Origin of the sequence: Campylobacter suis (assembly GCF_905120475.1) — a bacterium.
Taxonomy (GTDB): Bacteria; Campylobacterota; Campylobacteria; order Campylobacterales; family Campylobacteraceae; genus Campylobacter_A; species Campylobacter_A suis.
In genome coordinates, this window is record NZ_CAJHOE010000003.1 from 26,731 (window position 1) to 52,226 (window position 25,496).

Sequence of the window (25,496 nt, forward strand, 5' to 3'; positions counted from 1 at the left end):
AGCTCCTATCCATCAATGACTAAGGCCGATCCAGACGAAATCAGCTATTAATGCGATTACAGCTAGCGTCCCAAATACGGCAAAAATTATAAATTTTACTTTTTTTCTCTTCTCAAACATCTCATGCTTGCTTATGCCATCGATACTTATCCATTTTACATACAAACGATACATACCTATGCCAGCATGAACTACCATAAATACAAGTAATGCAAGGTAGAAAATTTCAAGCGTAGCAAAATTTGCAGCTGAGCTATCAGCCGTAATATGCCCGCCAAAAACTATATCAACAAGGTGAGCACTTGCGCTGAAAAATAGTGCAAAACCAGTTAAAAACTGAAACCACCAAAGCGTTGTATCAGCGTGCTTCATGCGATCTTTATGGCCTTTAAACATCTTGTATTGTCTATAATTTGCAGGGAATTTTCTCATCGCCAAAAACGCATGCGTGATGAAAATAACAAATATAACAGCAGCTATGACATTAGTGATCCACCATGTAGCTTCGCCAAATAAAAATTTCGCCTCAGCAAAACCGACAACGGCGTTAAATGTGTCCTTGCCAAGTAGTATAGTTGAAGTAAAAACCATATGGCACAAGATAAAACAGGCTAAAATTAAACCCGTGATACTCTGCCATCTGTCCCAAAGTGCAGGCAGGCGACTCTTTTTCGTGTCGACTCTCTTGCCTAAAAAGCCTTCTATAAGCTCACTCATGAGCCCTCCTTAGTAGATTTGTTTAGACAAAACTTATTTATACATTAAGTTAAAAATCTAAATTTGTAAAGTAATTTTACATCAGATATACTTTAATAACAATTAAACACGCTTTTTTAATGTAATATAAACAAAAGCCCCCATTAAAAACATCAAAATGGATAAAATTTGCCCCATAGAAAGGTTAAAAAATATAAATCCAAGCCCAAAGTCAGGCTCTCTGTAAAACTCGCACACAAAGCGAGCTAGCGTATAAAGCATCGCATAAAGGCAGATAAGCTCACCATCAAATTTTTTAAATTTTCGGTAAAAAAATAGCACCAAAAATACCACTGCTCCTTCAAGTATCGCCTCATAAAGCTGGCTTGGATGCCTCATAACGCCAAGCACCTTTATCCCCCAAGGCACATCTGTAACGCGACCAAAAAGCTCTTGGTTTAAGAAATTTCCAATGCGACCAAAAAAGTATCCTAGTGGGATAGAAAGAGCACAAAGATCAAGTAGTTTCCATAGGCTCACACCCTCTTTTTGCGCGGTTTGATTTGTGTTTTTTTGTGCTAAAATTTTAGTTTTATTTACAGGCGGGTAACGCTTGCAAAATGCCAGTGTCGCAACTAAAAATCCTACAACCGCACCGTGATAGCTCATACCGCGAATGCCCACAAACTCGCCGTTATGAAATGGGTTAAAAATCTCCCAAGGTCTAGCTAGATACCACATCGCCTCTCCTGAATATATCAGCACCCAGCCAAGCCTAGCTCCTAAAATCACCCCTATCTCAACCCAAAAAAAGTAGTTATCAAGCAGTTTGTCGCTGATACACATCTTATCTTTTTTTACAAAAAATTTAGCCGCCGCAAGTGCCACAAGTAACGCCAAAACATACATTATCCCATACCAATGCACATTAAAACCAGCTATACTAAACGCAACTGGATCAAAATTTGCATATAGGTTATTCCACTTTTCCATGATACCTTCTGTGATTTAAATTTTTGGATTTTACATAAATATGGCTTAAATTTTTATCTATTATAATGTTTGATAAGATTATGCTTTTAACACCAAAAAATATTTTTTATTATTGTTTAAAATATGTTTATAAATATATTATAATATCGCGAAAAATTACAATAAAATCAAGGAGAGATAATGAAAATTTCTAAGATAGCCTGTATGGCTATATTGGTTTCATCGATAAATGTAGGTGCTTTTGCAAGTGTTGGAAATTTAATGAATATATATAGAGAATTGACATCTTTAAAAGCCCATGATTATCAAGGAAGATTAAAAGTTGTAGATAAATATTTAAAAGAGATAGCAAATTCTAGCCCAGAAGATTTGCAACATAGTTATGTTTCTAAAAATGTTAGCGAAATCTTATCTACCAATCTTGAACTTAATTATAAGCGTTTAATGGAAGATACTACAATATCAAAAGAGGAAAAAGAGCGTTTGTCTAAAAATTTAATTAATAATGTTAATAGTTTTATGGAAAGTGGAAAAGCACTTAGTAATCATACTAATAAAATAAAATCAAATCTGGAAAATACAGAAAATAAAGCTAGTGAGCTTGGTTTTCACGAAAAAAAGAGCGATACTCCCACACAACTTGATGAAAAACTAACACCTGGCAATCAAGATAATAACACAAATCCAACCACACCTGAAAAACCATCTGAAGATAAAAAGACAGAAGATCCAAAAAATACAAGCTCAAATAAATTTTACAATGCTATGTCAAAAGTAAAAGGAAATGAGTATGTGGATGCTATTATGGCATTGCCAGAAGCAAAAAGAATGAGCGTCGTGTCTGAGATAGAAAGATCTGTATCTAGCACAGCTACAATGCTTTCACGCCCACTAAATATCGATATCATACGCTTTAGCTCAACGCTCAATACAAATACTCGCCTAGCAAAACTAAGCAACCCTTATAATGATGAGTTTGCCCTAACTTACGCTGTATCAAACCTAAGCAGTGAGAAATTTGCAGATGGTGGCGATACTTTGTCTGGAGTTGTAAAAGCATATACGGATAGATTTAACACTGATAACAACCTATGGGCAAATGTGATCGGAGCAAAAGGTAAGATAAAAAATGAAGCAGACGCAAAGCTATATGGCTTTAGTATAGGATATGATAAAGCATTTGATGATAGTATTTTGGGCGCATTTGCAACATACGCAAAGTCAAAAAGTGACGCCACAAATGTAGAGCTAAAGTCTGATAATTATGAGTTTGGCGTTTATGCTAGAAAGTATATCGGCGCAAATGAGATAGATACTAAAATCGCCGTAGGAACAGTTAGGAACAAGCTTGATAGAGCATCAAACAAGTCAAAATTTGACAGCAAATTTGCTGATATTTCGCTTGATTATGGTTATGTGTTTGATATAAGCAATGATATGTTTTAAAACCTATCGTTGGACTAAACTACACCTATATCAAAAACGATAGCTTTAGTGAAAACGGCGCTTTGCCACTTAGATTTGATGGTGCAAAAACAAAAGCACTTAGCGCAAATTTGGCGTTAGAGTTTAGAAAATATACTCAAAACGGAAGCTACTTTTATATCACTCCTGGTGTGTCACGCGAACTTTATAAAAACTCAGATGATACAAATGTGAGATTTGTAGGCGTTAGCGATACGATAGCGCTAAATACTGATGATAAAAAGAAAACTTACGCTACGATAAATACAGGTGCTGACTTTAAGCTTAGTGAAGCACTTAAATTAAATGTAAATTTTGGTGCAAAAGCTAAATCAAAAGAGAACTATTATAACGGAACTATTGGACTTAGATACAGCTTCTAAAAATATACAAAGACCGAGAAATCGGTCTTTGATTTTATTTATCCAAAATATCTTTAGCAAAAATCGGCATTGCTAAAAACTGCATTCCTGAAATTTCTAAATTATGCGCAAACTCATAAAATTTTAAAAACTCATCTTTGTTAAATTTTGCTTGCCAGATGGCTCCGTTTTCATTAAATTCTCTTAAAAACTCATTTAAATTTTCACTGCTAAAATAGTGCTCAAAACGGCTCATAAGCGAAAATGGAGTAAAAAATACACACTCATCCTTGATCTCAAATTTTATTAAATTTGCCTCATTTATAGCTAGATTTACTGCACCGCCATAAGCCCTTACAAGACCGCCAGTGCCAAGCTTTATGCCGCCAAAATATCGCACGATAAAAACGCCAACATTTATAAGCTCTGCCCCACGCAAAGCAGCAAGACTTGGCTGTCCACTTGTGCCTTTTGGCTCGCCATCATCGCTTTGGTTTTCAACGATTTGAGAGTATTTATTAAGCTCTCTATAAGCCCAAACTATATGAACAGCTTTTGGATGTTCGCTCTTTAAGCGTTCATGAAGCACTTTAAAATCGTTAATCGGGCATAAAAATGCCAAAAAATTTGACTTTTTTATCTCGGTTTGAATTTTATAAATTTTATCTATCGTTTTCAAAAAATACCTTAAATTTTCTGTAATTGTAGCAAATTTTTAGAAAAGACAATGTATAATTAAGTTTTAATCGAAAATTTAAGGAGAAAAAATGGACAAAAAACTAAAAGTAATGGTCATACAAGGTCCAAATATAAATATGCTAGGCACAAGGGAAGTTCAAATTTATGGTGCCATGAGCATGGAAGATATTCATAAGCAAATGAAGCTAGTGGCTGATCAAAACGATGTTGAGATCGAGTTTTTTCAAAGTAACTTTGAGGGCGAGATAGTTGATAAAATTCAAGAGTGCCTAGGCGATGCAGATGGCATCATTATCAACCCAGCTGCTTATACACACACATCTATTGCTATCCGTGACGCATTAACAGCTGTTGCTTTGCCAAGCATTGAAGTGCATATTAGCAACATTCATCGTCGCGAAGAGTTTCGTCAAAAAAGCCTTATAGCCCCTGTGGTTCAGGGTCAAATAGTTGGTTTTGGACCATTTGGATACCATCTTGCGATGATTTCTATGTTGCAAAATTTTGAGCAGATAAAAGCATACAAAGCTGCGCAGGCACAAGGACAAAATGACTAATTATATCCTAAGGGGCGAAAATGCACTCTATTTTGAGTGCGGATATAGTTGTGATAATGCGATATTTTTGTCTATAAATGGTAAGAAATTTTTCTTAACTGATGCACGCTATGCTTTAGAGGCAAAAGAGTGCGTTTATGCTGATGTGAGCGTTATAGAGCTATCTCGCTCACTGGTGGCTGAGACTAGGCTTTTGCTTAGAAAGTTAAAGCCAAAAAGCCTAGTTTATGACCCTTATGATTTTAGCGTGGCAACATTTGATATGCTAAGCCAAAAACTTGGTCTAATTTTTAAGCCAAAAGCAAATTTTTCGCAACTAAAACGAATCATAAAAAGCCCTGAAGAGATTAAAATTTTAAAACAGGCAAGCGAGTTTGGAGCTGCTTGTTTTGATGAATTTGCTGATTTTGTGAGGCAAAAGGGCGAAGGCATGAGTGAGAGAGAGTTGCATTATAATGCAGAGCTCATTTTTAGACAAAAAAATAGGCTAGGACTTAGCTTTAGTCCTATCGTAGCCATAAACGAAAATGCAGCAAAGGTTCATGCTTTACCTAGTGAAAAGAGACTAAAAAAGGGAGATTTATTACTTTTGGATGCTGGCGTAAGATATAAAAATTATTGCTCAGATAGAACAAGAACGGCTTGTTTTAATGAGAGTTTTAATTTTTTAAAAGAGCAAAATTTTACAAACTCTCGCCAACAAGAAATTTATGAAGTCGTCTTAAATGCACAAAAAGCAGCACTTAATGCCATAAAACCTGGCATAATGGCATGTGAAGTAGATAAGGCCGCAAGAGATGTGATAAAAAAATCTGGCTATGAAAAAGAGTTTATCCACTCAACTGGTCATGGTGTAGGCATAGATATACATGAACTTCCAGTTATAAACTCAAAGAGCAAGACTATCTTGAAAGAAGGTATGGTTTTTAGTGTTGAGCCGGGTATTTATATCCCAAATGAGTTTGGGGTACGCATAGAGGATGTTGTTGTTGTAAGGGAAAAAGGGGCTGAAATTTTATGAAGCTAGTTGGGGCAAGAAGGCTTATAAGAAGTAAGCTTTGTCCTAGTTTTTTTGGTTTTAAAAATGAGTTTAAAAACTTAGCCATCATAGGGCTTGGTGGCAATATAGGAGATAGTGCAGCTAGGTTTGATAGATTTTTAAGAGCGCTAAAAAAAGATAGGCGAATTTGGCTTGTTGAAAGCTCGCCGATACTTATAAATGTGGCGTTTGGATACGAAGAGCAAGATGATTTTAGCAACGCTGTTATAAGCTTGCAAACTAGCATGGGTGCTAGTGAGCTTTTAAGAGTATTGCAGTATTATGAGATAAAGTTTAAGCGTGAGCGTAGCTTTAAAAATGCTCCTAGAACGCTTGATCTTGATATTTTGTATATGGATAAAAAGGTGCGAAGGAGCAAGCGACTTTGTGTTCCGCATAGCGGAGTAAGCAAGCGACTTAGCGTGATAGTTCCGATGGGGCTTTTAAGGAGTATTGGCTGATGGCAACAAAGATGTATGCATTTACTGGCGAGAGCGCTATGGAAGCGCTTAAAAAAGCGCGTGAGCAGTGTGGAGAGCGAGCTACACTTGTAACGACAAAGCAAATTCAAGCAAGAAGCATAAATAAAAAGCCGATATTTGAAATTTTAGTTAGTGTTGATGAGCCTGATGAGGCACCAAAGCCTACTCCAAACCCAAAAATACGCGAGTATGAAACATATTCAAAGTCAAAGCAGAAAAAATTTAACATCACAGAAGCACCAGCAAAAAGCCAAAAAGATGAAAATGAAGATGTGCTTTTAAATTTCTCAAAAGCTGCAAAGCAGATGAGCGAAATTTCAACCACTCAAGTTGTTGCCGAGCCAAAAACAAGCGAGCAAACAGCAGGGGTAAATCGCAAGATAGATGATGTTGCAAAGCAGGTAAATGCGCTAAATGACAAGCTTAGCCTTATAACGGATATGATGTGGGACGAAAGAGCAAGTAGCCGTAACAACCTAGCCATACCGCCTGAGTTTGCAAGTATCTATAAGGCCGCAGCTGCTAGTGGCATGAAAAGCGAACATCTTGAAGCTATTATGACAACTACTATGCAAAATTTACCTGCAGCCATGAAGGCAAATCCAAGTGCGGTAAAGCGATATTTTTACTCACTTTTGCGAAATATGCTGCCTTGCAGAAAAGAACAAGATGGCAGAAAACAACGCATTATGATGCTCGTGGGTCCTACTGGTGTTGGCAAGACGACCACACTTGCAAAGCTTGCTGCACGCTTTGCATATAGTGGTGAAAAGCGCTATAAAGTAGGTATCATAACGCTTGATACTTATCGTATAGGTGCGGTTGAGCAACTATTTCAATACGCAAAGATGATGAAGCTACCTATACTTGATGTTATAGAGGTTGATGAGTTTAAAAATGCGATAAAAACATTAAGCCACTGCGACATCATACTTGTTGATACGACGGGAAATTCACAATACGATAAAGAAAAACTAAATAGACTTGATGGCTTTTTGCGTAATAGCGGAGCTCAGATAGATGTAAATTTAGTCCTTTCGGCTGGCTCAAAAGTTGAAGATCTGATAGAAATTTATAATGGATTTAGCTTTCTTGATATAGACACTCTAATCATAACAAAATTTGATGAAACTAAAATTTTTGGCAATGTATTTTCTTTGATCTATGAGACCAATACTCCAGTTAGCTATTTTTGCGTAGGGCAAGAGGTACCTGATGACTTGGTTGAGGCAAAGAGTGAATTTTTAGTAGAATGCGTGCTTGATGGCTATAAAAGGGGCGAGCGATGATAACGCAAGCTAGCAAACTTAAAAATCTGGTCACAAACGCTCATGGGCAAAAGCATACCCATTTTATCGCTATTACGAGTGGAAAAGGTGGTGTTGGCAAAAGTACTATAAGCGCAAATTTGGCAAATTTACTAGCAAAAGATGGTTATAAGGTCGCGCTTCTTGATGCTGATATCGGGCTTGCGAATTTAGATGTTATATTAAATGTAAAAATGGGCAAAAACTTACTTCATGTCTTAAAGGGCGAGTGTGCGTTAAAGGATATTTTGATAGAAGTTGGTCAGAATTTAACGCTTATACCTGGCGAAAGTGGAGATGAGATACTAAAGTTTAATAATCAATTTTTATATGAGCGTTTTTTGCAAGAGGCTAGTACGCTTGATGAGCTTGACTTTATGATAATAGACACAGGCGCTGGTATAGGCGGCAGTACGCAGATGTTTTTAGAGGCTGCTGATGAGGTTGTAGTGGTTACCGTGCCAGATCCAGCGAGTATAACTGATGCTTACGCTGTCATAAAGATAGTTTCTAGATTTAAGCAAAATCCTCTAATGCTTTTTAATATGGTAAAAAATGGCGCAGAAGCAACTAGAATTTTTGAAAATATCAAGCGTGTTGCCGCCGCAAATATTGGCGGTGGGTTAAGCCTTGAGATGATAGGCTATTTAAGCGCAACGACGGCTATTCAAAAAAGTATAAAACAAAGAACTTTATTTACAAATGACGCGCCATACAGCACTCAAACAAATGAACTTAGAGAGATTGCTTCTAGTTTGCTGTATAGATTGGAACGAAAAGTGCTTACAAATAATCACAATGGCAGTTTTACTGGATTTTTCAAGCGATTGATTGAGAATTTTTAGGTAATTGGAGAAATTTTGAGAGCAGAAAACTATATCGCATTTTTCACTGTTTGCGGCTTTTTCGTAGGGCTTGTATTTACCGTGCTTAGGGCGCATGATCCTATTGATATGATGCTTTATACTATACTTATAACATTTTTCTTCTACCTTGTGATTCATATTATTATAATGAATTATGTTGATATTCGTCAGCATATCAAGCTATTTTTTGATAAGGACAGGCACGAGGATGTGGCTGATTATCTCTTAACAGAGCTTGCTATACGAGAAAAGCGCATGGAAAATTTAATTATCAAAGCGACTGAGAAAAAGTCCGAAAAGTCAGGTAAAGATGCACGAGTTAAAGCAAAAGCAGCTTAACGCCTACCAAAGTGCGATAAAAAAAGAGCAAGATGATGTCGTAGTGGCTTATCTGCCAGCTGTTCGCGCTATGGCTTATAGGTTAAAAGAGCGCTTGCCATCTTCTGTTGATGCAAATGACCTTATAGGGTGTGGCGTTGAAGAGATGATAAAATTGTCTAGGAAATACGACAAAGAGCAAAATGACTCATTTTGGGGCTATGCAAATAAAAGAGTTTACGGTGCGATGCTTGATTTTTTACGCTCTCTTGATGTTATGAGTAGGGCAAATAGAACGCTGATAAAAAATATAAATTCTGAGATAGATATCTATTTTAACGAATTTGAAGAAGAGCCAGAAGATGAGTATCTAGCAGAAAAGCTCGGCGAGGATGTGGATAAAATTCGTGATGCAAGAAGTGCTGGTGCCATTATAAATGTCTTACCGCTTGATGATCAGATGGCAGCATATGAAGATGAAAGCACAGAAGATAAGATAGAGCAAGAGGATCTGCTGGATAAGATAGAGGAAATTTTACAAAATTTTGAAAAGCGTGACCAGCTCGTGATACAGTTATATTATTATGAAGAGTTAAGTTTGAAAGAGATAAGCGAGATAATGCAAATTAGTGAGAGTAGGATTTCTCAAATTCATAAGCGTCTTTTGGGTCGTCTTCGAGATAGGTTAGGTGCTTAATGGCAGATATTTTATCGCAAGAAGAGATAGACGCGCTACTTGAGGTTGTAGATGAAGGCAGTGATGCTGATGACATAAGCTTGCCTGAGCGCGAACAAAAGGATGAGCGCCAGATAATAATCTATGACTTTAAGCGCCCAAACCGCGTTAGCAAAGAGCAGCTTCGTGCTATAAAAGGCATACATGATAAGCTTGCGCGAAACCTTGCCTCTCAAATTTCGAGCGTTATGAGAAGTATCGTTGAAATTCGCTTACATTCAGTCGATCAGATGACTTATGGCGAGTTTTTGATGAGCCTTCCAAGCCCAACTAGCTTTAATGTCTTTTCTATAAAACCACTCGATGGAAACTGTGTTTTGGAGATAAACCCAAGTATCGCATTTCCCATGATAGATCGTTTGCTTGGTGGAACGGGTGAAAATTTTGAGACAAGCAGAGAGCTAACCGACATTGAGGTAAATTTGCTTGATGCTGTGCTTAGGATGATAATGCAGCGTCTAAAAGATAGCTGGAACACAGTAACTGATATGTATCCAAATGTCGAAGCCAAAGAGAGCAGCCCAAATGTCGTTCAGATAGTTAGCCAAAACGAGATAGTTATAATGGTTGTTATGGAGATTATCGTTGGCAATTCAAGCGGCATGATAAATATTTGTTACCCAGTTATCTATCTTGAGCCGATTTTAAGCCGTCTTGCAAACCGAGACATAATGCTTGGCGAAACGAGCGCAAAAAAGAGCCGAAATAAAGAGCTAAAAACACTTATCGGTAGAGCTGAAATTTTATATGAAGCCATACTTGGCAAGGCTGTTATAAGTGTCGATGAGTTTTTAAATTTAAAAGAGGGCGATATATTAAGGCTTGATAGAGGGGCTGATGATAAAGCCATCGTCTCCATAGATAAAAAAGAGGTATTTTTAGCTGAGGTCGGACTTCACAGATTTAGAAAATCTATAAAAATAGAACAGCTCATTAAGTCTGATAAAGATGAGATAAAACACATACTAGAGCGCTACGAAGAGGAGCGTAAGGCAAAACTCGTAGCCTATGAGCATGAAGAACAAATGCAAGAAGAGAGTGATGAATATGATGAATAATTTTTTTAATATCTTTGTTAGCGAGCTTAAAGCTACTATCGAGGGTCTTACGGGTAGAGCTCCTGAAGTTAGCGAACGAAACGACTATGAGGCTGGCGCACAAGAGGGCATAAAACCACCAGTTGTTGTGGCAAATGTCGCTATAAAAGGTGATGTGAATGCAAAGGCACTGCTTGTTGTTACCCCTGTTTTAGTAAGTGCGGTTAGTGAATGGATGATGGGCGAAGAGGAAATTTCGCATAATGAAAATTTGGGTGCTGATGAGCTTGATGCGGCAAAGGAGATATTTTCAAATTTACTTGGTGCTTTTAATACATCTTTAGGCGCACAAAAAGAGCTACCAAAAATGAGCTTTGAAGTGGTTGGTGTGAGCTTTCTTGATGCTGACTCTTCGCTAGATCTTAGCTCGTATGAGAAGCTATTTTTATTTAATGTCTCTCTTGATAGCATTAGTGAAAGTATCGCATTCGTGGCTGAGAGGACTTTTCTTTCCGCTTTTGAGCCAAAACAAGAGGGCTTAGACTCATCAAAAGAGAGTGTGCAAACTAGTTCAAAGAGTGAATTTAGTGCTGAAGAGATGCGAAATATAAATCTCATAATGGATGTCAGGCTGCCTATACGCGTTCGTATCGGTTCAAAAAGAATGCTTTTAAAAGATGTTTTGACTATGGACATAGGATCTGTTATCGAGCTAAACCAGCTTGCAAACGATCCACTTGAAATTTTAATCGGCGATAAGGTTATAGCCGTTGGCGAAGTGGTCATCGTTGATGGAAATTTTGGTATACAAATAACTCAGATCGGCTCAAAAAGAGAGCGATTAGAGCAGTTAAAGGGCTAAAATTTGCAGTTTTTGGAGGAATTTAGAAGTTTTAGGCAGGCTGCAAATTTTGAAAATAAAGCTGTAACACTTTTTGGCTCAGCTAGGCTTGAGTTTGATAGTTTTCACTGCCAAAAGGCTCGTGAAGTTGCAAAAAAGCTTAGCGAAAACGGCATAGCGGTGCTTACTGGCGGAGGAGATGGTGTAATGGGTGCGGCAAATATGGGCGCAAGCGAAGGCGGTGCACCAAGTGTGGCTTTTAACATACGGCTACCATTTGAGCAAGCCACAAATCCTTATGCGACTCACTCGTTTTTATTTACAAATTTTTCTCCTCGAAAATTTGCACTTATAGAGCGTTCAGTGGCTTTTGTTGTTTTTGCTGGAGGTTTTGGGACTCTTGATGAGCTTTTTGAGGTACTAGTACTTGTGCAAACCGGCATGAAAGATGCAAAAATTTTTCTTGTTGGCGAGCAGTTTTGGAAGCCATTGGATGAGTTTATAAAAACTACTTTAATAGATGAAAAATTGATCAGCAAAGATGATGTGAAATTTTATACTATCACCGATGATGTCGAGCTTATAGTGAGTGAAATTTTGCGTATTTAAAATTTAAAGATATAATTTGTCCTTTTTTTACGAAGGATTTACGATGAAGATAATGGTAGCATTAAGTGGTGGTGTTGATAGCACTATGACCGCAAAAATTTTACAAGAGCAAGGGCATGAGATAGAGGGTTGCTATATGAAGCTACACTCAAAGCCTGGTTATCACGAAGAGAATATACGCAAAGTAAAAAAGGTTGGCGAATATCTTGGGATAAAAGTTCATATCCTTGATTTGCAAGATAAATTTAATGAATTTGTATATGACCCATTTGTAAAATTTTATAAAGAGGGTATCACTCCAAACCCATGTGCGCTTTGCAACCGATTTATAAAGCTTGGAGCACTCTTAAATTTTGCCAAAGAGCAGGGTTGTCAAAAGCTTGCTACTGGACACTATGTACAAATAATCGATGGTTTTATAACATCTGCTGTTGACCCCAGTAAAGATCAAAGCTACTTTTTAGCACAGGTTCCAAAAGATGTCTTAAATGATATGATATTTCCGCTTGGCGATAAATTTAAAAAAGACATTAAAGAGATGGCAAAGGCTATACCTGTGCTAAGCGAGTTTGGTACCCAGGCTGAAAGTAGCGAAATTTGCTTTGTTGAAGATACTTATATACAAGTTTTACAAAAGCATTATGATACAAATTTGCCAGGAAATGTTGTAGATAAAAACGGTAATGTTATAGGGCGTCATCAAGGATATATGCACTACACTATAGGCAAACGCCGTGGTTTTGAAGTTTTTGGAGCACACGATCCGCACTTTGTTTTAAAGATAGACGCAGCAAAAAATGAGATCGTAGTGGGCTCAAAAGATGACTTGAGTCAGCGTGAAGTTAAATTAAAAGATGTAAATATGTTCATAGATGATATCCAGTTTGAATGCGAGGCTAAAATTCGCTACCGAAGCCCAAAAACTGGCGCTATTGTAAAAGTTAATAAGTCGGATAATACAGCGGTTTTAACACTTTATACAGCAGTTTTTGGTGTTGCGGCAGGTCAAATGTGTGTGATGTATGATGGCGATCGAGTGATAGCCAGCGGATTTATAGTATAGCTTAAGCTTAAAATTTTTATAAAATCGCTAAAATGCTTTAAATTTTAAGGAGTAAAGCGATGAGATGGCAAGATAGCAGACGAAGCTCAAATATTGAAGATAGGCGTGCTGGTGGGGGATTTGGCTCAAGGTCTGGTCGTATCGGCTCACTTTTGCCAATCATCCGTTTTTTGCTAGGCTCAAATATCGGTCGTGTCGTACTTGGTTTGGGTGTAGTAGCGTATTTTATGGGGTATAACCCGCTTGCTCTTTTAAACCTTGATACCTCACACCCCACAGCCAATATTCAGGCTACCCAAAATGAACAAGAAAAGGAAAATTTTGCCTTTGTGTCCGCGGTCTTAGCTCAAACAGAAGATGTGTGGGGTAAAATTTTTCAAGAGCACGGAGCAACTTATTCGCAGCCAAATTTGGTTGTTTTTAGGGATCAAGTTAGAAGTGCTTGTGGATTTGCAAGCTCTCAGAGTGGACCATTTTATTGTCCAGCAGATCATAAAGTATATCTAGATCTTGGTTTTTTTGATGAGCTTGCCAAGGTGCATAAGGCTGATGGCGACTTTGCACAAGCTTATGTCATCGCTCATGAGATAGGTCATCATGTGCAAAATTTAAGCGGTACTTTGGATAGGATTAATAAACTTAAAGCACGCTCTAATAACGCTATCGAGCAAAATGCTCTTCAGGTTCGTGTTGAGCTTCAGGCTGATTGCTATGCTGGAATTTGGGCTAAGCATGTAAATTCTCGGCTTGAGGATGGCGATATTAATGAGGCTTTAAATGCCGCAAGTGCCATAGGCGATGATACTTTACAACGAAAATTCCAAGGTCATGTAGTGCCTGACTCTTTTACTCATGGTAGTTCAAAACAACGTATGGAGTGGTTTAAAAAGGGCTTTTTAAGCGGTAAAATCGAGGCTTGTGCGTTTTAAGATGTTTAACATTTTACTCGTTGAAGATGATGAAATTTTAAGCACGATGATACACGATAAACTACGTCTTGAAGGCTTTAATGTAAGTGTCGCAAACAACGGCAAAAAAGCACTTAACGCACTTGAAAGCTCTCATTTTGATCTAGTCATAACTGATGTGATGATGCCACAAATGGATGGCTTTGAGCTTAGCCGTGAGATACGAAAATATGAAAAAAATAAGCCGATTTTAATGATTACCGCAAAAAGCGAGATAGAGGACATGCAAACGGGCTTTGGTAGCGGCGCTGATGATTACATGAGTAAACCTATAAATTTAAAAGAGCTGGTTTTGCGGGTAAATGCCTTGCTAAGAAGGGCAAAAATCGCAAATGAAAAAGAGCTTGTGATGGGCAGCACGAAGCTTGACTTTAACGCACTTAGCGTGAGCGAAAACGGCGTAAAAATCGAGCTTGCACCAAAGGAGTTTTATCTTTTATTTTTACTGCTTTCAAACGAGGGTAAAATTTTCACTCGCTTTGAGATAATGCAAGAAATTTGGGGATTTGAAAGTGACAGCGATGAGCGAGTAGTCGATACTCACATCAAAAAACTTCGCGCAAAATTTGAAAAAAACAGCGACTTTGAGATAGCAACGGTGCGTGGGCTTGGCTATAAAGCGGTAAAAAAGAGGCGTGATGAGAAAGTATTATGTGAGCTTAAAAACCTATGTAGCGGCGTTTAGCTCGCTTGCTTTTGGCTTTTTTAGTGTGATCTCGTGCCTTATAATTTGGGGGATTTTTTATCATATTTTTGGCAAGGATTTGAGCTTTTATAGCGCACTTTTGCTTAGCGTTTTAAGCTGTATTTTGGCGGTTGGGCTAAATTTTACTCTGCTTTATTTTGGTATGAAATTTCTAATCAGACCCATAAAACGCATAAAAGACACGATAGATGCCGTGGCAAACGGCGATTTTAGCGCAAGGGCTGAGCGAAAAGTGCATAAAAATCTAAGCAACTATGTCTATATGCACGAGCTAGACGAGGTCATCGTAAATTTAAACAAGATGGCACAGCACCTAGAGCTTAATCAAAACTTACAAAAAGAGTTCATCTCAAATGTCTCGCACGAGATCAAAACGCCGATTTTCAGTATCGCTGGACTTAGTGAGCTAATGCTTGAAAACCCCGCACAAAACGCCCACTACGCCGCTCTTATAAACAAAGAAGCAAACCGATTAAACCGCCTTTGCGAGGACTTGCTAAAACTAGCAAGGCTTGATAACTCCAGCATCGTAAAGCTCGATGAGGCGGTGCAAGTCGATGAACAGCTAAGATCTAGCGTGATACTTCTCACGCAAAAGTATCCAAACCGTGAGTTCGTGCTAAGCTTAAACAAGGCAAACACGCTAAGCAACACTCCACTTTTAGCGCAAATTTGGCAAAATTTGATAGAAAACGCCATAAAATACTCACCTGAAGATAAGCTCATAGAGATCTCTTGTAGGGCAGAAAAAAACGAGATAGAGGTTATCATAAAAGATCACGGTATCGACATAGAGGCTGATAAAATCGATAAAATTTTTGATAGATTTTATCAATGCGAGGAGTCACACTCAGATCTTGGCAGCGGACTAGGGCTTAGCATAGTGGCTAAAATTTCACAGCTTTTAGGCGTAAAAATAGATGTAAAAAGTGAGCAAAAACTTGGCACTCAGTTTATTTTGAAAATACCAAAAAAGACACATTCAGGACACAAAAGCTAGATATAATTTGCCTATCAAACGATAAAGGATGGCAAGTGCAAACTAAAATTTCTCACACACTTTTTGGCATAATGGCCCTTTTGTGGGGCTGTTTGGCAACTGCGATTTTATTTTAATTTTTAAAAATCATACTAAAAGGATAAAAAATGAACACACTTCTTATTGTGCTATTTGTTAGCTATCTTGTCACTTGGCTAAGCGGTATATGGATGTCAAGGCAAAAGAGCATGGAGCATAAAAAAGCAAGGGCGATACATTTTAGTTGCACGCTAGTTACTTGTGTGCTTTTGACAACTTACGTTGTTAGCGTATTATTTTAGGAGAGAAAAATGAGTATTTATGACATAAATGTTTTGACAAATAAGGGCGAATGCAAGAGTCTTGGCGAGTACCGCGGTAAGGTACTTTTGGTGGCAAATACTGCTAGTAAATGTGGTTTTACCGATCAGTACTCACAGCTTGAAGGGCTAAATCAAGAGTTTAAAGACGCTGGGCTTTGTGTGCTTGGCTTTCCGAGCGATAACTTTGCGGGGCAAGAGCCAGATGATGATGAAAATATCGCTAAAAACTGCCAGTTAAATTTTGGTGTGACATTTGAGCTGTTTAAAAAGGGCGATGTTAGGGGCGAAAATTCCATAGAGCTTTTTAAATATTTGACACAAAAGCAAGGATTTAAGGGCTTTGATGAGACTCATCCGCTCTCGCAAAAGCTTAAAACCGCTCTAGCTGAAAATTTCCCAGAAATCTTACAAGGCGATGGCGTGAAGTGGAACTTTACGAAATTTATCGTAGATAGAAACGGCGAAGTTGTGGCTAGATTTGAGCCGACGGCTGAGTTTGCAAAGATTAAAGAGTGTATAAAAAGCTTGATTTGATAAATTTAAAGGGTATGTGATGATGGGTGAGGGTTTTGATTTTCCGGATTTTGTTAAAAAAGTAAAAGGCGTGGATTACGGCATAGATGGGCTTTTTGTGCATAGGGAGCATACGCCAAGCGGAACGATTTATTTTGTTAAAGCGCAAAAAGAGGTGAAATTTCCTCGCCATAGTCATAAAGCACAATTTACAAGTGTTTTGTCAGGCTCTTGCACACTTGAGATAAATGGCGAGTGCAAAACCTATAAAAAGGGCGATACATACATAATCCCGGCTGATACACTTCATCAGATCACACTTCACGCGGGATATGCAAAGATGATTATGTAAAGATCTAAATGACGGCGAGTATTAAAGAGAGAGAATGAATTTAGTAGAGGCTATGCAAAAACGCACAAGTTTGCGTGATTTTACAGATTATGTGCCAAGTAAGGCGGAGATTGACGCGATTTTGGAGGCAATTTATCATGCTCCAGTCGTGTTTATGAGCAAAAATACCCACATTGGCGTTATTACCGATAAAGCGGTCTTAAAACAGCTTGATGAGCTTGGCGTTAGCAGATACGGAAAACCGCTAAATATCAGCAGTGTTTTATACAACGCACCCGTTTATATCGTGATCTCAGCACCGCTTGTAAGCGAAGTGCCAGAGGCGTTTAAGGAGGCGATCGATCTTGATTTTTGCAACCGAAGCTTAGCTTGGACGATAGGCACGATGGTGCAAAATATCCAGCTTAGAGCGACTGATCTTGGACTTGCGAGTTGCCCTGTAAATGGCACTGTTGCGGGGCTTATACACGATAAAGAACTATCGCAAAAGATAGGCATACCAGATGGCTACACGCCGCTAACATCTGTGGTGATCGGCAAGAGCAAGACGCCATATAAAGTGCGTGAAGGGCAAAAAGATAACTATCTAGTAAGCTTTGTTTAAGCATAAATTTATCCTTAAGATAGGGCGTGATGGTTGTGGTGATAAGTTAAAATTTTAAGTAAAGCAAAATTTAAATTACACTATAATGCTAGAAATTTAAAAGGAGAGAAAATGAAGCTACTTGAAGCTATGCAAAAACGCCAAAGTATGCGTAAATTTAGCGATGAAATGCCAAGCTCTGAGGAGATAGAGGCGGTTTTGGAGGCTGGATATCTTGCACCTGCACTTTTTACGACAAAGGACGCACACATCAGTGTCATTACTGATAAAAAGCTTTTGGCTGAGCTTGACGCGGCGGCATCGCGAAAATTTGGTGCTACGCTTGATATGCTTGGTGTGAAAAACACGCTTTATGACGCACCCGTTTATATACTAATCTCTGGGAAATTGGTAGATGAGTTGCCAAAGGGATTTGAGTTTTTAAAGCTTGAAAATATACATAGAAATGTATATTGGGCGATGGGCTCTGTCATGCAAAATATGCAGCTTCGTGCCGCGTCTTTGGGTCTTAGCTCGTGCCTTATAAACACAGTTGTTGTTACGCTTTTTGATGAGCCAGAACTTGCTAAAAAGGCTGGTATCCCTGATGGCTACTCGCCACTTTGCTCTATCGTGCTTGGCAAGAGCGACGCTGAGTTTTGCCCACGCACACCTAAAAAAGAGCATTATCAAATAAGCTATATTTAGCTAAAACAAGGCGTGTAAAACTCACGCCTTTTGTTAAATTTTAGTTCTTAAAGCTATGTATCGGGGCTGGGATCTGTCCGCCACGAGCGATGAAGTCATCAGATGAGTTTTTATTTACACTCATTACAGGTGCCGTGCCTAAAAGTCCGCCAAACTCGATCATATCGCCCTCTTTACCAAGCGGGATGATTCGCACGGCGGTTGTTTTTTGATTTATCACGCCAATTGCCGCTTCATCAGCTATCATTGCCGAAATCGTCGCTTCTGGCGTATCGGCTGGTATGGCGATCATATCAAGTCCAACTGAGCAAATCGCAGTCATAGCCTCTAGCTTTTCTAAATTTAACGATCCACTTTGCACCGCGGCTATCATGCCCTCGTCCTCAGACACCGGTATAAACGCCCCGCTTAGACCGCCGACTTGATTACACGCCATCACGCCACCCTTTTTGACCGCGTCATTTAGCAGTGCGAGTGCAGCCGTTGTGCCGTGAGTGCCGACTGTTTCAAGCCCCATCTCCTCAAGCACCCTTGCCACCGAGTCGCCCACGGCTGGAGTTGGCGCTAGGCTAAGATCGACTATGCCAAATTTCACCCCAAGTCGCTCGCTAGCCATTTGCCCCACGAGCTGACCGATACGAGTTATCTTAAACGCCGTTTTTTTCACCGTTTCAGCCACGACATCAAAGCTCTCGCCCCGCACCTTCTCAAGTGCACGTTTTACCACTCCGGGTCCTGAAACACCGACATTTATCACCACATCAGCCTCGCCTACGCCGTGAAAGGCACCTGCCATGAAAGGATTATCCTCGACTGCATTTGCAAACACCACAAGCTTTGCCGCCCCTAGTTTGGACGCTGTCGCTGTTTGCTTGATCACCCGTCCCATATCACGCACAGCCGTCATATTTATGCCGGTTTTTGTGGAGCCCACATTTACCGAGGCGCAGACTTTGCTCGTTTGGGCTAGGGCGTCTGGGATAGAGTTTATCAAAATTTCATCGCCCTTTGTGTAGCCTTTTTGTACCAAAGCCGAAAAGCCACCGATGAAATCAACTCCCACATCGTGTGCTGCTCTATCAAGCGTTTTGGCAAATTTTATGTAGTCTTTCTCATCGGTTGCCGCGGCGATGATGGCGATAGGAGTTACGGATATGCGTTTATTTACGATGGGTATGCCAAGCTCTGCTGAGATCTCGTTGCCGACACGGACTAGATTTGCCGCACTGCTGGTGATTTTGGCGTAAATTTTTTCACATGCCTTGTCGCTGTCGCTATCGATACAATCAAGTAGCGAGATACCCATCGTGATTGTTCGCACATCAAAATTTTGTTCCTCGATCATTGCTATCGTTTCAGTCACTTGTTTAATGTCCATTTTAGCCCCTTAAATGTTGTGCATAGCATCGAAAATGGCAGCACTTTGGATATTTATCTTTACATTTAAATTTGCTCCGTGTGTTTCAAGTTCACTGCGAAGCGCCGTAAAGTCGAGCTGTTTCTCAGATGAAACCACTGCCATCATTGTAAAATATCCATCAAGAACAGTCTGGCTAATATCATCGATATTTAGTTCTAGCTCGGCTAGTTTTGTAGCCACTCCTGCTACTATACCTGTGGCATCTTTGCCTATGACAGTTACGATTGCTTTCATGTTTACTCCTATTGTAAATTTTAAGGATTGTATCATAGTTTTGTTTAAGGGAGTTTGTGTTGTTAAGAAATTTAGAAAAATAGGGGCTTTAGCCCCTTAAATTTATGCAAAAATTGGTTTTATCTGCTCTATCCAGTTTGTTATGCGCTCTTCTGTCTTTTCGCTTTCATTGTCTGCATCAAGCGCAAGACCTACAAATTTGCCGTCTCTTACGCTATCTGAGCTATCAAAGTTGTAACCATCAGTTGAAACACTGCCAACTACTTTTGCTCCAGCTTTTATGACTGCATCATATAGTTTTGCCATACCATTGCAATACTCGTCAGAGTAGCTTTGGCTATCACCCATGCCAAAAACCGCAACCGTTTTGCCACTTAAATTTAGTGCCTCAAAGTCAAAAGCATCCCAATCATCTTGCAAGTCTCCACTGCCCCAGGTTGATGTGCCAAGGATTAGCTTGTCGTAGCTATTGATTTTTGCTGGGTTTACATCGCAAACATTTAAAACTTCATTTTCTAGACCTAAATTTTCGCCTAAAAACTGAGCAGCCTCTTCAGTGTTTCCCATACTGCTGCCAAAGATAATACCTATCATTTTTATCCTTTTAATATTATATTATTAATCGTATAAGGCACAAGTTTTATGCACTTTTCGCATTGACTATGCCTAACCTCGATATGTCTGCAAAACTCGCTATGGCGGGGTAATACAACATATAAACTCTCACATTCGCTACTTTGTAAAAAGCTGGCTGCACGAGAAATTTCAGGTGCTAGCTTTTGGCTATTTTCAGGGCTAAATTCTTTAAAACTAGGCAACACGCTAAGGTGTTTTTTGCCGTTGCTTTCGATAGTTATTATGCCATCTTGAAAATAGAGATTTTTATCAAAATGCTTCCGAGCAATTTTACCATAAACAAACTGAGAAAACATAAAATCAGCATCAAAAATTAGCTCAAATTCACCATTTTTGTATAGCATTTGGATAAATTTTGCAGCTGGATGTTTTGGATTGGAAACTATTTTATTTATATTTGTGAAATTTTTACTTTTGTAGCACTCAATTAGCGCATTTGAAGCCAAACAAAGAGTGGTCGGTTTTGTATTTTTGAGTAAATTTATCTCTAAAAGCTGATTTAATCTAGTTAAAAAAGCACTTTTTATAGAGCCAAATTTTGAAAAAGAGAGCGAAATTTGCACGCTCTCATCAACGCAACTGTTGTATAAAACCAAAAAGTTGTAAGTTTTTTTAACTGGACTAAGTTTTTTGAAAATATTTGGAGTTATTTCGCCAATATCTAATGAGTGTCCATAGTTCATCGGTTAAGCTTTGCATCCAAATTCCTTGTCTAGCCCAAAGACTTTACAATACTCGCAAAATACGCAGCTAACACTTCTTTTCGCACAAACGATAGGTATGTTGCGCTTTTTGGCTTGTGTTTTTATGGTTTTCATAGTGTTGTGGTTAAGAAAGCTTGTTAGCATCACAACACACCCTGTATCTTGTGGGATAGGCTTGCGATTTACACGGTTTTCGTTTCGTGCATCCCAGTGCTCTATCTTTTGCGCCCCTAAATCGTGCAAAACCGCTTTTATCGGTGTTATCTCGTCCGCACCAATGACTAATACTGACATCTTGTTCTCCTGATTGTGTTTATTATTTTGATATTTGTTATTATAAAATAATAAAGCTAAATTTTTACTTAGTTATGATAGTTATTATCATAAAAATAAAATTTTTGTGTATTATTTTTATTAAACTTTTTAAAAATGCATAGCAAAACTAGCCAAAAATTTGGCTAGTTAATTTAATTTAAATGTGATAGGGATTTTTACTCTTATATCGTTTGGAAGTTTTGGAAAGTCGGCTGATGCACGCTTTACAGTCTGCATGGCTGACTCATCAAGTATTTGTGTGCCAGATGAGTTTATAACCTCTATATTTGTAACATCTCCACTTGATTTAAGCACAAAACGCACTTCACAAATGCCTTGTTTTCGCATTTTTATAGCATTTTTAGGATACTTGTGATGTTTTATAAGAGCACGACGGATTTGTTCAAAATTTTTATCTCCAGCAGAGCTTTGCATATTGTATTCGCCTATCGTTGGTGCAGCTGCTACCTTTGTGGCGACAGTAGGATTAGTGGATGTCGCGGTTGGTGCTGGTGGTATAGGAGCTGGCGGTGTTTGAACTACTTTTTCTGGTTCAGCTGGTTTTGGTTTTGGTGCAGGCTTAGGCTTTTGTTTGGGTTTAGGTTTAGGTTCTGGCTTAGGCATAGGAGGTGGCGTAGGCTCTGGTGGTTTTACTACTGGAGGCTCTGGCGGGGTTGGTTCTGGTGGAGGCGGAGCTGGCGGTGCAATGGCCGGCTCTGGCGCAAAAATTGGTGCTGTGATGGGCTTAAATGTGTTTAAATTTATCTTTAAAATTTTATCATCCGATGGCTTTATCTCTAAAAATGGAGGCGCATAAAATAGTGCCACCAAAAGTCCAGAGTGCAACAAAAATGAAACTATAAAGCCGCTACTATTTGATACTTTAGTCAGTGACTGTTGTGATCGCAAAATTTTCATGTCCTTTTTCTTTGAGAATATCTATAACTTTGACAAAACTTTGAAATTTACTCTCTTTATCACTCTTAAGTTCTATAAGTGTTGTTTTGTCGATATTTAAAAGTTGTGTTTTTAGTTCTTCATCTGCTACGATAGCATCATCGATAAAAATTTTATTATCTTTATCAATGATAATTACGACTTTTTTCTCATCTTTTTGCTCTTTTGAAGCGGAGTCGGCACTTGGCAGATCGACTTGAATTTTGCCCTGTGCGATAAAGGTAGAGATAGATAGGACTATCGCTAGCAAAACAAGCATAATGTCGATAAAAGGAACGACATTTAGTCCATCTTTTTTATCAACTTTCATGAGTAGCCTTGTATCTGTTTAAAAGCACCTCTGCCTTTCTTGAGAGTCCGTTGTATATCATTAGGGTTGGGATAGCAACAAGAAGACCAAAAGCTGTTGCTTTAAGCGCAAGCGATAAGCCAAGCATGATACTTTTTGTATCTATACCACCACTCATACCCATGTCATAAAATGTTATCATAATGCCAGCAACTGTGCCTAAAAGTCCGATATATGGGGCATTTGAGTATATTATGTATAGAGTTGTCAAATTTTTAGTGAGTGCCTCGTGTAAGGATTCGATATTTTTAAATGCGTTTATATCGACTTTTGAGTAGTATATAGCTCGCTCTATCGCATACCAAACAACCAAAAAACTCATAAGTCCAAGAATGGCTATGATGATGTAGTCAACATTATGTTTAAGAAATTCCATAAATATCCTTAGAATTTTAAAATTTTGCGCCATTATATCTTATAATGATAATAGAAGTCAATAAAATATTTGTAAAATTTCTAAGAATATTAAAAATTTGTTAAAATTTAACAATTTAAGATGAAAATAATAATCAAATAGATATAATTCATCCCTTATTTAATAATAATTTTCATTTTAAGGAGTTCAAGTGGGTTTTAAGACTATTAAAATTTCACTCATCGCTACACTTTTTACAAGTGTTGCTTTTGGTGCGAACGATGTTTCGCTAGATAGTATAGAAGTGAGTACAACTGGTGCTAGTGATGTAAATGATATCAAGATCACTACAAGAAACGCAGGACTTGTAAAAGATGTCATGCGTGATGTACCGGGCGTTTATGTCGGTGGCACAAACGGAATGAATCAAAAAATTTATATGCGTGGCGTGAGTGATCGTGGTCTAAATATCACGATAGATGGTGCTAAACAAAACGGCAATACTTTTCACCACAATGCTGACTTGTTAATCGATCCTGATCTTATCAAAGCAGTCGAAATGGAAGTAGGTGCAAAATCAGTCGTAAATGGTTCTGGCGCACTTGGTGGCTCTGTAGCGTTTAAGACTGTTGATGCGAGTGACTTACTTGAAGACGGACAAGATATCGGCGCTAAGCTAAAGATGGGCTACACTAGCAACAACGAAGGCTTTTCTCAATCAGCTATGATCTACGGTCGTGCATTTGATAGTCTGGATCTACTTGCAGCATTTAAACACTACGGATATGATTTTGGTAAATCAGGCAATAATAAAGTAATAGGCGGAAATGGCAATGATATAAATTACCTTTTCAAAGTTGGATATAGTTTTTTAGATGCTCATAAAATTTCACTTTCTACTGAGCATATGCAATACAAAGGAACATACCCACTTAAAGCCGAATTTGGATACGATCCAACAGTGGACCCAAAAAGAGGTGTAGTAAATGGATATGATAATAGAAAGTATGAACGTGATACCCATACTATAAAATACACCTACACTCCAAGTGAAAATTTCGAACTAGATAGCACCATATATCACACAAAACATCAGCGTATCGGCTCAACTAATACTGGTATAAAATGGGGCGTTGAAACAACTGGTGCTAAAATAGGCGCAAAGTCAAAATTTGAAACTGGCGACTTTGCCCATACTCTAAGATACGGCTTTGATTACTATCATAGTGAAAACTTTGTAAAACCTGGTAATATAACACCTGAAAAAGCAAATAACTACTCACTATACCTTGAAGATGCCATAAAATATAGCAACCTAACTATAACACCTGGCGTAAGATACGAAAGACATGAGCTAAAAACATACAATGGACAAGCTGGGAATTTAAGCGGATACAAATACAAATTTGATGAGGTTAGTCCAGCTCTTGCGCTTGATTATAACATAGGCTGGGGCTTTAGCGCATTTGCTAGTTACGCAAGGGTATTTAGAGGACCTGATGTTATGGAGAGTATGATGGCGGCTGGACAAGTTAAGCGCGGTAATAAAATTACTGTTTATAACTGGCTTGCAAATGAAAATTTAAAAGCAACTACCGGCAATGCTTATGAGATAGGTGGTAGATATAAAACCGAATTTTCAGAAAACTCATCACTTAGCTTAGTAGCAAAATACTTTAACACAAAATATAAAAACTTAATAGTTGATAATAATGCAAAAGCTGGAGTAGTTGGATGCCCTAATGGTTTGACTGATACTCTTTGCAGGATAAATGCTGGTAGCGCTACGATAGATGGCGTAGAGCTTTTTGCTAGACTATATGTTGATGATCTAAGCCTTGCAGCTGGATATACTCATCAAAAAGTAAAATACCATGATAGAACTAAAAATGGAAATAACTATCTAACATCAAATATCATAGGTTACCGCGATCAGGGTGATAAATATACATTTAACGCCGAATACACCATACCACAAGCTGATTTACTTTTAGGATATAGTTTGCTATTTTTTAAATCTAAAAATACAACCTCAGCTGATGATGTAACAGGTAAAAATATAAAAATACCAAGCTATGCAGTAAGTGATATTTACGCTACATATATGCCAACCTCCGGTCGCTTTAAAGGGCTTGAGATAAATGCTGGTGTTTATAATATCTTTGATAAAGCTTACGCTTCACACTCACAAAGAACAGCACAATACACAGGAGATACTACAAGTATCGACTGGGAAGCTGGTAGAAACTTCAAAGTAAATGTTTCTTATAAATTTTAATTCTTAGG

General features: G+C 38.3%; 31 protein-coding genes and 1 pseudogene. 21 read left to right on the forward strand and 11 right to left on the reverse strand.

The features are described 5' to 3' along the window. Positions 1-12: 12 nt before the first annotated feature. Positions 13-717, reverse strand: a complete 705-nt coding sequence (locus LQV35_RS06335) for a fumarate reductase cytochrome b subunit (RefSeq protein ID WP_230057035.1) — start codon at positions 715-717, stop codon at positions 13-15. Between the two features lie 102 nt (positions 718-819). Beyond that, positions 820-1,689: a prolipoprotein diacylglyceryl transferase gene (gene lgt, locus LQV35_RS06340; protein WP_230057036.1), complete on the reverse strand. Its 870-nt coding sequence runs from the start codon at positions 1,687-1,689 to the stop codon at positions 820-822. 876 nt (positions 1,690-2,565) lie between these two features. On the opposite strand from lgt, the pseudogene LQV35_RS09130 reads away from it, so the two are divergent. Further along, positions 2,566-3,536 (forward strand): annotated as a pseudogene (locus tag LQV35_RS09130) (autotransporter outer membrane beta-barrel domain-containing protein). A 34-nt stretch (positions 3,537-3,570) separates the two neighbouring features. Here LQV35_RS09130 and LQV35_RS06350 read toward each other — a convergent pair. Next, a complete protein-coding gene (locus LQV35_RS06350) occupies positions 3,571-4,194 on the reverse strand; it encodes an IMPACT family protein (protein ID WP_230057037.1) in 624 nt (207 codons plus the stop codon). 88 nt (positions 4,195-4,282) lie between these two features. Here LQV35_RS06350 and aroQ point away from each other — a divergent pair, with 88 nt between their 5' ends. The 19 genes from aroQ to LQV35_RS06445 all read left to right on the forward strand — a co-directional run bounded on the left by aroQ (position 4,283) and on the right by LQV35_RS06445 (position 18,240). After that, on the forward strand, positions 4,283-4,771 hold the full coding sequence (gene aroQ, locus LQV35_RS06355) for a type II 3-dehydroquinate dehydratase (protein ID WP_230057038.1): 489 nt from the start codon (positions 4,283-4,285) through the stop codon (positions 4,769-4,771). Continuing rightward, positions 4,764-5,792, forward strand: coding sequence for a M24 family metallopeptidase (locus LQV35_RS06360; protein ID WP_230057039.1), 1,029 nt, complete (start codon positions 4,764-4,766; stop codon positions 5,790-5,792). The genes aroQ and LQV35_RS06360 overlap by 8 nt, the downstream gene beginning before the upstream one ends. Then, entirely contained in the window at positions 5,789-6,271 is a 483-nt protein-coding gene (gene folK / locus LQV35_RS06365; protein WP_230057040.1) for a 2-amino-4-hydroxy-6-hydroxymethyldihydropteridine diphosphokinase, read from the forward strand. Before LQV35_RS06360 ends, folK begins: the two co-directional genes overlap by 4 nt. Next, the gene (gene flhF / locus LQV35_RS06370; RefSeq protein ID WP_230057041.1) at positions 6,271-7,581 is read left to right on the forward strand and encodes a flagellar biosynthesis protein FlhF; all 1,311 of its coding nucleotides are present in this window, start codon (positions 6,271-6,273) and stop codon (positions 7,579-7,581) included. Before folK ends, flhF begins: the two co-directional genes overlap by 1 nt. Next, entirely contained in the window at positions 7,578-8,444 is an 867-nt protein-coding gene (locus LQV35_RS06375; RefSeq protein WP_230057042.1) for a P-loop NTPase, read from the forward strand. Before flhF ends, LQV35_RS06375 begins: the two co-directional genes overlap by 4 nt. A gap of 15 nt (positions 8,445-8,459) precedes the next feature. After that, positions 8,460-8,804, forward strand: coding sequence for a hypothetical protein (locus tag LQV35_RS06380; RefSeq protein ID WP_230057043.1), 345 nt, complete (start codon positions 8,460-8,462; stop codon positions 8,802-8,804). After that, positions 8,776-9,480, forward strand: a complete 705-nt coding sequence (locus LQV35_RS06385; protein ID WP_230057044.1) for an RNA polymerase sigma factor FliA — start codon at positions 8,776-8,778, stop codon at positions 9,478-9,480. Before LQV35_RS06380 ends, LQV35_RS06385 begins: the two co-directional genes overlap by 29 nt. Continuing rightward, complete coding sequence (fliM, locus tag LQV35_RS06390; protein WP_230057045.1) at positions 9,480-10,577, forward strand: flagellar motor switch protein FliM; 1,098 nt, start codon at positions 9,480-9,482, stop codon at positions 10,575-10,577. The genes LQV35_RS06385 and fliM overlap by 1 nt, the downstream gene beginning before the upstream one ends. Further along, complete coding sequence (fliY, locus tag LQV35_RS06395; protein ID WP_230057046.1) at positions 10,567-11,418, forward strand: flagellar motor switch protein FliY; 852 nt, start codon at positions 10,567-10,569, stop codon at positions 11,416-11,418. Before fliM ends, fliY begins: the two co-directional genes overlap by 11 nt. A 3-nt stretch (positions 11,419-11,421) precedes the next feature. Beyond that, on the forward strand, positions 11,422-12,006 hold the full coding sequence (locus tag LQV35_RS06400) for an LOG family protein (RefSeq protein ID WP_230057047.1): 585 nt from the start codon (positions 11,422-11,424) through the stop codon (positions 12,004-12,006). A 43-nt stretch (positions 12,007-12,049) separates the two neighbouring features. Then, entirely contained in the window at positions 12,050-13,069 is a 1,020-nt protein-coding gene (gene mnmA, locus LQV35_RS06405) for a tRNA 2-thiouridine(34) synthase MnmA (RefSeq protein WP_230057048.1), read from the forward strand. A gap of 59 nt (positions 13,070-13,128) precedes the next feature. Next, entirely contained in the window at positions 13,129-13,998 is an 870-nt protein-coding gene (ypfJ, locus tag LQV35_RS06410) for a KPN_02809 family neutral zinc metallopeptidase (protein ID WP_230057049.1), read from the forward strand. 1 nt (position 13,999) lies between these two features. Then, positions 14,000-14,722: a response regulator transcription factor gene (locus LQV35_RS06415; protein ID WP_230057050.1), complete on the forward strand. Its 723-nt coding sequence runs from the start codon at positions 14,000-14,002 to the stop codon at positions 14,720-14,722. After that, the gene (locus tag LQV35_RS06420) at positions 14,676-15,743 is read left to right on the forward strand and encodes a HAMP domain-containing sensor histidine kinase (RefSeq protein WP_230057051.1); all 1,068 of its coding nucleotides are present in this window, start codon (positions 14,676-14,678) and stop codon (positions 15,741-15,743) included. The genes LQV35_RS06415 and LQV35_RS06420 overlap by 47 nt, the downstream gene beginning before the upstream one ends. Positions 15,744-15,889: 146 nt before the next feature. Beyond that, positions 15,890-16,063 carry a hypothetical protein gene (locus LQV35_RS06425; protein WP_230057052.1) on the forward strand — a complete coding sequence of 58 codons (174 nt, stop codon included), beginning with the start codon at positions 15,890-15,892 and terminating at the stop codon, positions 16,061-16,063. Positions 16,064-16,072: 9 nt separating this feature from the next. Next, a complete protein-coding gene (locus LQV35_RS06430; RefSeq protein WP_230057053.1) occupies positions 16,073-16,618 on the forward strand; it encodes a glutathione peroxidase in 546 nt (181 codons plus the stop codon). A gap of 19 nt (positions 16,619-16,637) precedes the next feature. After that, positions 16,638-16,949, forward strand: a complete 312-nt coding sequence (locus LQV35_RS06435; RefSeq protein WP_230057054.1) for a cupin domain-containing protein — start codon at positions 16,638-16,640, stop codon at positions 16,947-16,949. Positions 16,950-16,983: 34 nt separating this feature from the next. Further along, complete coding sequence (locus LQV35_RS06440; RefSeq protein ID WP_230057055.1) at positions 16,984-17,553, forward strand: nitroreductase family protein; 570 nt, start codon at positions 16,984-16,986, stop codon at positions 17,551-17,553. 111 nt (positions 17,554-17,664) lie between these two features. Beyond that, positions 17,665-18,240 (forward strand): nitroreductase family protein, encoded by a 576-nt coding sequence (locus LQV35_RS06445; protein WP_230057056.1) that lies wholly within the window; start codon positions 17,665-17,667, stop codon positions 18,238-18,240. A gap of 40 nt (positions 18,241-18,280) precedes the next feature. On the opposite strand, the gene LQV35_RS06450 is transcribed toward LQV35_RS06445, so the two are convergent. The 8 genes from LQV35_RS06450 to exbB form a co-directional block, all read right to left on the reverse strand. Then, the gene (locus tag LQV35_RS06450; protein ID WP_230057057.1) at positions 18,281-19,618 is read right to left on the reverse strand and encodes a PFL family protein; all 1,338 of its coding nucleotides are present in this window, start codon (positions 19,616-19,618) and stop codon (positions 18,281-18,283) included. Between the two features lie 9 nt (positions 19,619-19,627). Next, complete coding sequence (locus LQV35_RS06455; RefSeq protein WP_230057058.1) at positions 19,628-19,894, reverse strand: ACT domain-containing protein; 267 nt, start codon at positions 19,892-19,894, stop codon at positions 19,628-19,630. Between the two features lie 102 nt (positions 19,895-19,996). Further along, on the reverse strand, positions 19,997-20,488 hold the full coding sequence (gene fldA, locus LQV35_RS06460) for a flavodoxin FldA (RefSeq protein ID WP_230057059.1): 492 nt from the start codon (positions 20,486-20,488) through the stop codon (positions 19,997-19,999). A gap of 2 nt (positions 20,489-20,490) precedes the next feature. Then, a complete protein-coding gene (locus LQV35_RS06465; RefSeq protein WP_230057060.1) occupies positions 20,491-21,213 on the reverse strand; it encodes a hypothetical protein in 723 nt (240 codons plus the stop codon). A 3-nt stretch (positions 21,214-21,216) separates the two neighbouring features. Further along, complete coding sequence (locus LQV35_RS06470) at positions 21,217-21,528, reverse strand: DUF2325 domain-containing protein (RefSeq protein WP_230057061.1); 312 nt, start codon at positions 21,526-21,528, stop codon at positions 21,217-21,219. Between the two features lie 168 nt (positions 21,529-21,696). Further along, on the reverse strand, positions 21,697-22,467 hold the full coding sequence (locus tag LQV35_RS06475; RefSeq protein ID WP_230057062.1) for an energy transducer TonB: 771 nt from the start codon (positions 22,465-22,467) through the stop codon (positions 21,697-21,699). Further along, a complete protein-coding gene (exbD, locus tag LQV35_RS06480) occupies positions 22,433-22,816 on the reverse strand; it encodes a TonB system transport protein ExbD (RefSeq protein WP_230057063.1) in 384 nt (127 codons plus the stop codon). The genes LQV35_RS06475 and exbD overlap by 35 nt, the downstream gene beginning before the upstream one ends. After that, the gene (gene exbB / locus LQV35_RS06485) at positions 22,806-23,231 is read right to left on the reverse strand and encodes a TonB-system energizer ExbB (RefSeq protein ID WP_230057064.1); all 426 of its coding nucleotides are present in this window, start codon (positions 23,229-23,231) and stop codon (positions 22,806-22,808) included. Before exbB ends, exbD begins: the two co-directional genes overlap by 11 nt. A 190-nt stretch (positions 23,232-23,421) precedes the next feature. Between exbB and LQV35_RS06490 the strand changes: the two genes are divergently transcribed. Continuing rightward, positions 23,422-25,488, forward strand: coding sequence for a TonB-dependent receptor domain-containing protein (locus tag LQV35_RS06490; RefSeq protein ID WP_230057065.1), 2,067 nt, complete (start codon positions 23,422-23,424; stop codon positions 25,486-25,488). Positions 25,489-25,496 lie beyond the last annotated feature (8 nt).

Excerpts from the sequence above, each read along its gene's own strand:
- LQV35_RS06335 (WP_230057035.1), bottom strand. The coding sequence starts at position 717 with ATGAGTGAGCTTATAGAAGGCTTTTTAGGCAAGAGAGTCGACACGAAA.
- lgt (WP_230057036.1), bottom strand. The coding sequence starts at position 1,689 with ATGGAAAAGTGGAATAACCTATATGCAAATTTTGATCCAGTTGCGTTT.
- aroQ (WP_230057038.1), top strand. The coding sequence starts at position 4,283 with ATGGACAAAAAACTAAAAGTAATGGTCATACAAGGTCCAAATATAAAT.
- LQV35_RS06360 (WP_230057039.1), top strand. The coding sequence starts at position 4,764 with ATGACTAATTATATCCTAAGGGGCGAAAATGCACTCTATTTTGAGTGC.
- folK (WP_230057040.1), top strand. The coding sequence starts at position 5,789 with ATGAAGCTAGTTGGGGCAAGAAGGCTTATAAGAAGTAAGCTTTGTCCT.
- flhF (WP_230057041.1), top strand. The coding sequence starts at position 6,271 with ATGGCAACAAAGATGTATGCATTTACTGGCGAGAGCGCTATGGAAGCG.
- LQV35_RS06375 (WP_230057042.1), top strand. The coding sequence starts at position 7,578 with ATGATAACGCAAGCTAGCAAACTTAAAAATCTGGTCACAAACGCTCAT.
- LQV35_RS06385 (WP_230057044.1), top strand. The coding sequence starts at position 8,776 with ATGCACGAGTTAAAGCAAAAGCAGCTTAACGCCTACCAAAGTGCGATA.
- fliM (WP_230057045.1), top strand. The coding sequence starts at position 9,480 with ATGGCAGATATTTTATCGCAAGAAGAGATAGACGCGCTACTTGAGGTT.
- fliY (WP_230057046.1), top strand. The coding sequence starts at position 10,567 with ATGATGAATAATTTTTTTAATATCTTTGTTAGCGAGCTTAAAGCTACT.
- mnmA (WP_230057048.1), top strand. The coding sequence starts at position 12,050 with ATGAAGATAATGGTAGCATTAAGTGGTGGTGTTGATAGCACTATGACC.
- ypfJ (WP_230057049.1), top strand. The coding sequence starts at position 13,129 with ATGAGATGGCAAGATAGCAGACGAAGCTCAAATATTGAAGATAGGCGT.
- LQV35_RS06415 (WP_230057050.1), top strand. The coding sequence starts at position 14,000 with ATGTTTAACATTTTACTCGTTGAAGATGATGAAATTTTAAGCACGATG.
- LQV35_RS06420 (WP_230057051.1), top strand. The coding sequence starts at position 14,676 with ATGAGAAAGTATTATGTGAGCTTAAAAACCTATGTAGCGGCGTTTAGC.
- LQV35_RS06425 (WP_230057052.1), top strand. The coding sequence starts at position 15,890 with ATGAACACACTTCTTATTGTGCTATTTGTTAGCTATCTTGTCACTTGG.
- LQV35_RS06430 (WP_230057053.1), top strand. The coding sequence starts at position 16,073 with ATGAGTATTTATGACATAAATGTTTTGACAAATAAGGGCGAATGCAAG.
- LQV35_RS06435 (WP_230057054.1), top strand. The coding sequence starts at position 16,638 with ATGATGGGTGAGGGTTTTGATTTTCCGGATTTTGTTAAAAAAGTAAAA.
- LQV35_RS06440 (WP_230057055.1), top strand. The coding sequence starts at position 16,984 with ATGAATTTAGTAGAGGCTATGCAAAAACGCACAAGTTTGCGTGATTTT.
- LQV35_RS06445 (WP_230057056.1), top strand. The coding sequence starts at position 17,665 with ATGAAGCTACTTGAAGCTATGCAAAAACGCCAAAGTATGCGTAAATTT.
- LQV35_RS06450 (WP_230057057.1), bottom strand. The coding sequence starts at position 19,618 with ATGGACATTAAACAAGTGACTGAAACGATAGCAATGATCGAGGAACAA.
- LQV35_RS06455 (WP_230057058.1), bottom strand. The coding sequence starts at position 19,894 with ATGAAAGCAATCGTAACTGTCATAGGCAAAGATGCCACAGGTATAGTA.
- fldA (WP_230057059.1), bottom strand. The coding sequence starts at position 20,488 with ATGATAGGTATTATCTTTGGCAGCAGTATGGGAAACACTGAAGAGGCT.
- LQV35_RS06465 (WP_230057060.1), bottom strand. The coding sequence starts at position 21,213 with ATGAACTATGGACACTCATTAGATATTGGCGAAATAACTCCAAATATT.
- LQV35_RS06470 (WP_230057061.1), bottom strand. The coding sequence starts at position 21,528 with ATGTCAGTATTAGTCATTGGTGCGGACGAGATAACACCGATAAAAGCG.
- LQV35_RS06475 (WP_230057062.1), bottom strand. The coding sequence starts at position 22,467 with ATGAAAATTTTGCGATCACAACAGTCACTGACTAAAGTATCAAATAGT.
- exbD (WP_230057063.1), bottom strand. The coding sequence starts at position 22,816 with ATGAAAGTTGATAAAAAAGATGGACTAAATGTCGTTCCTTTTATCGAC.
- exbB (WP_230057064.1), bottom strand. The coding sequence starts at position 23,231 with ATGGAATTTCTTAAACATAATGTTGACTACATCATCATAGCCATTCTT.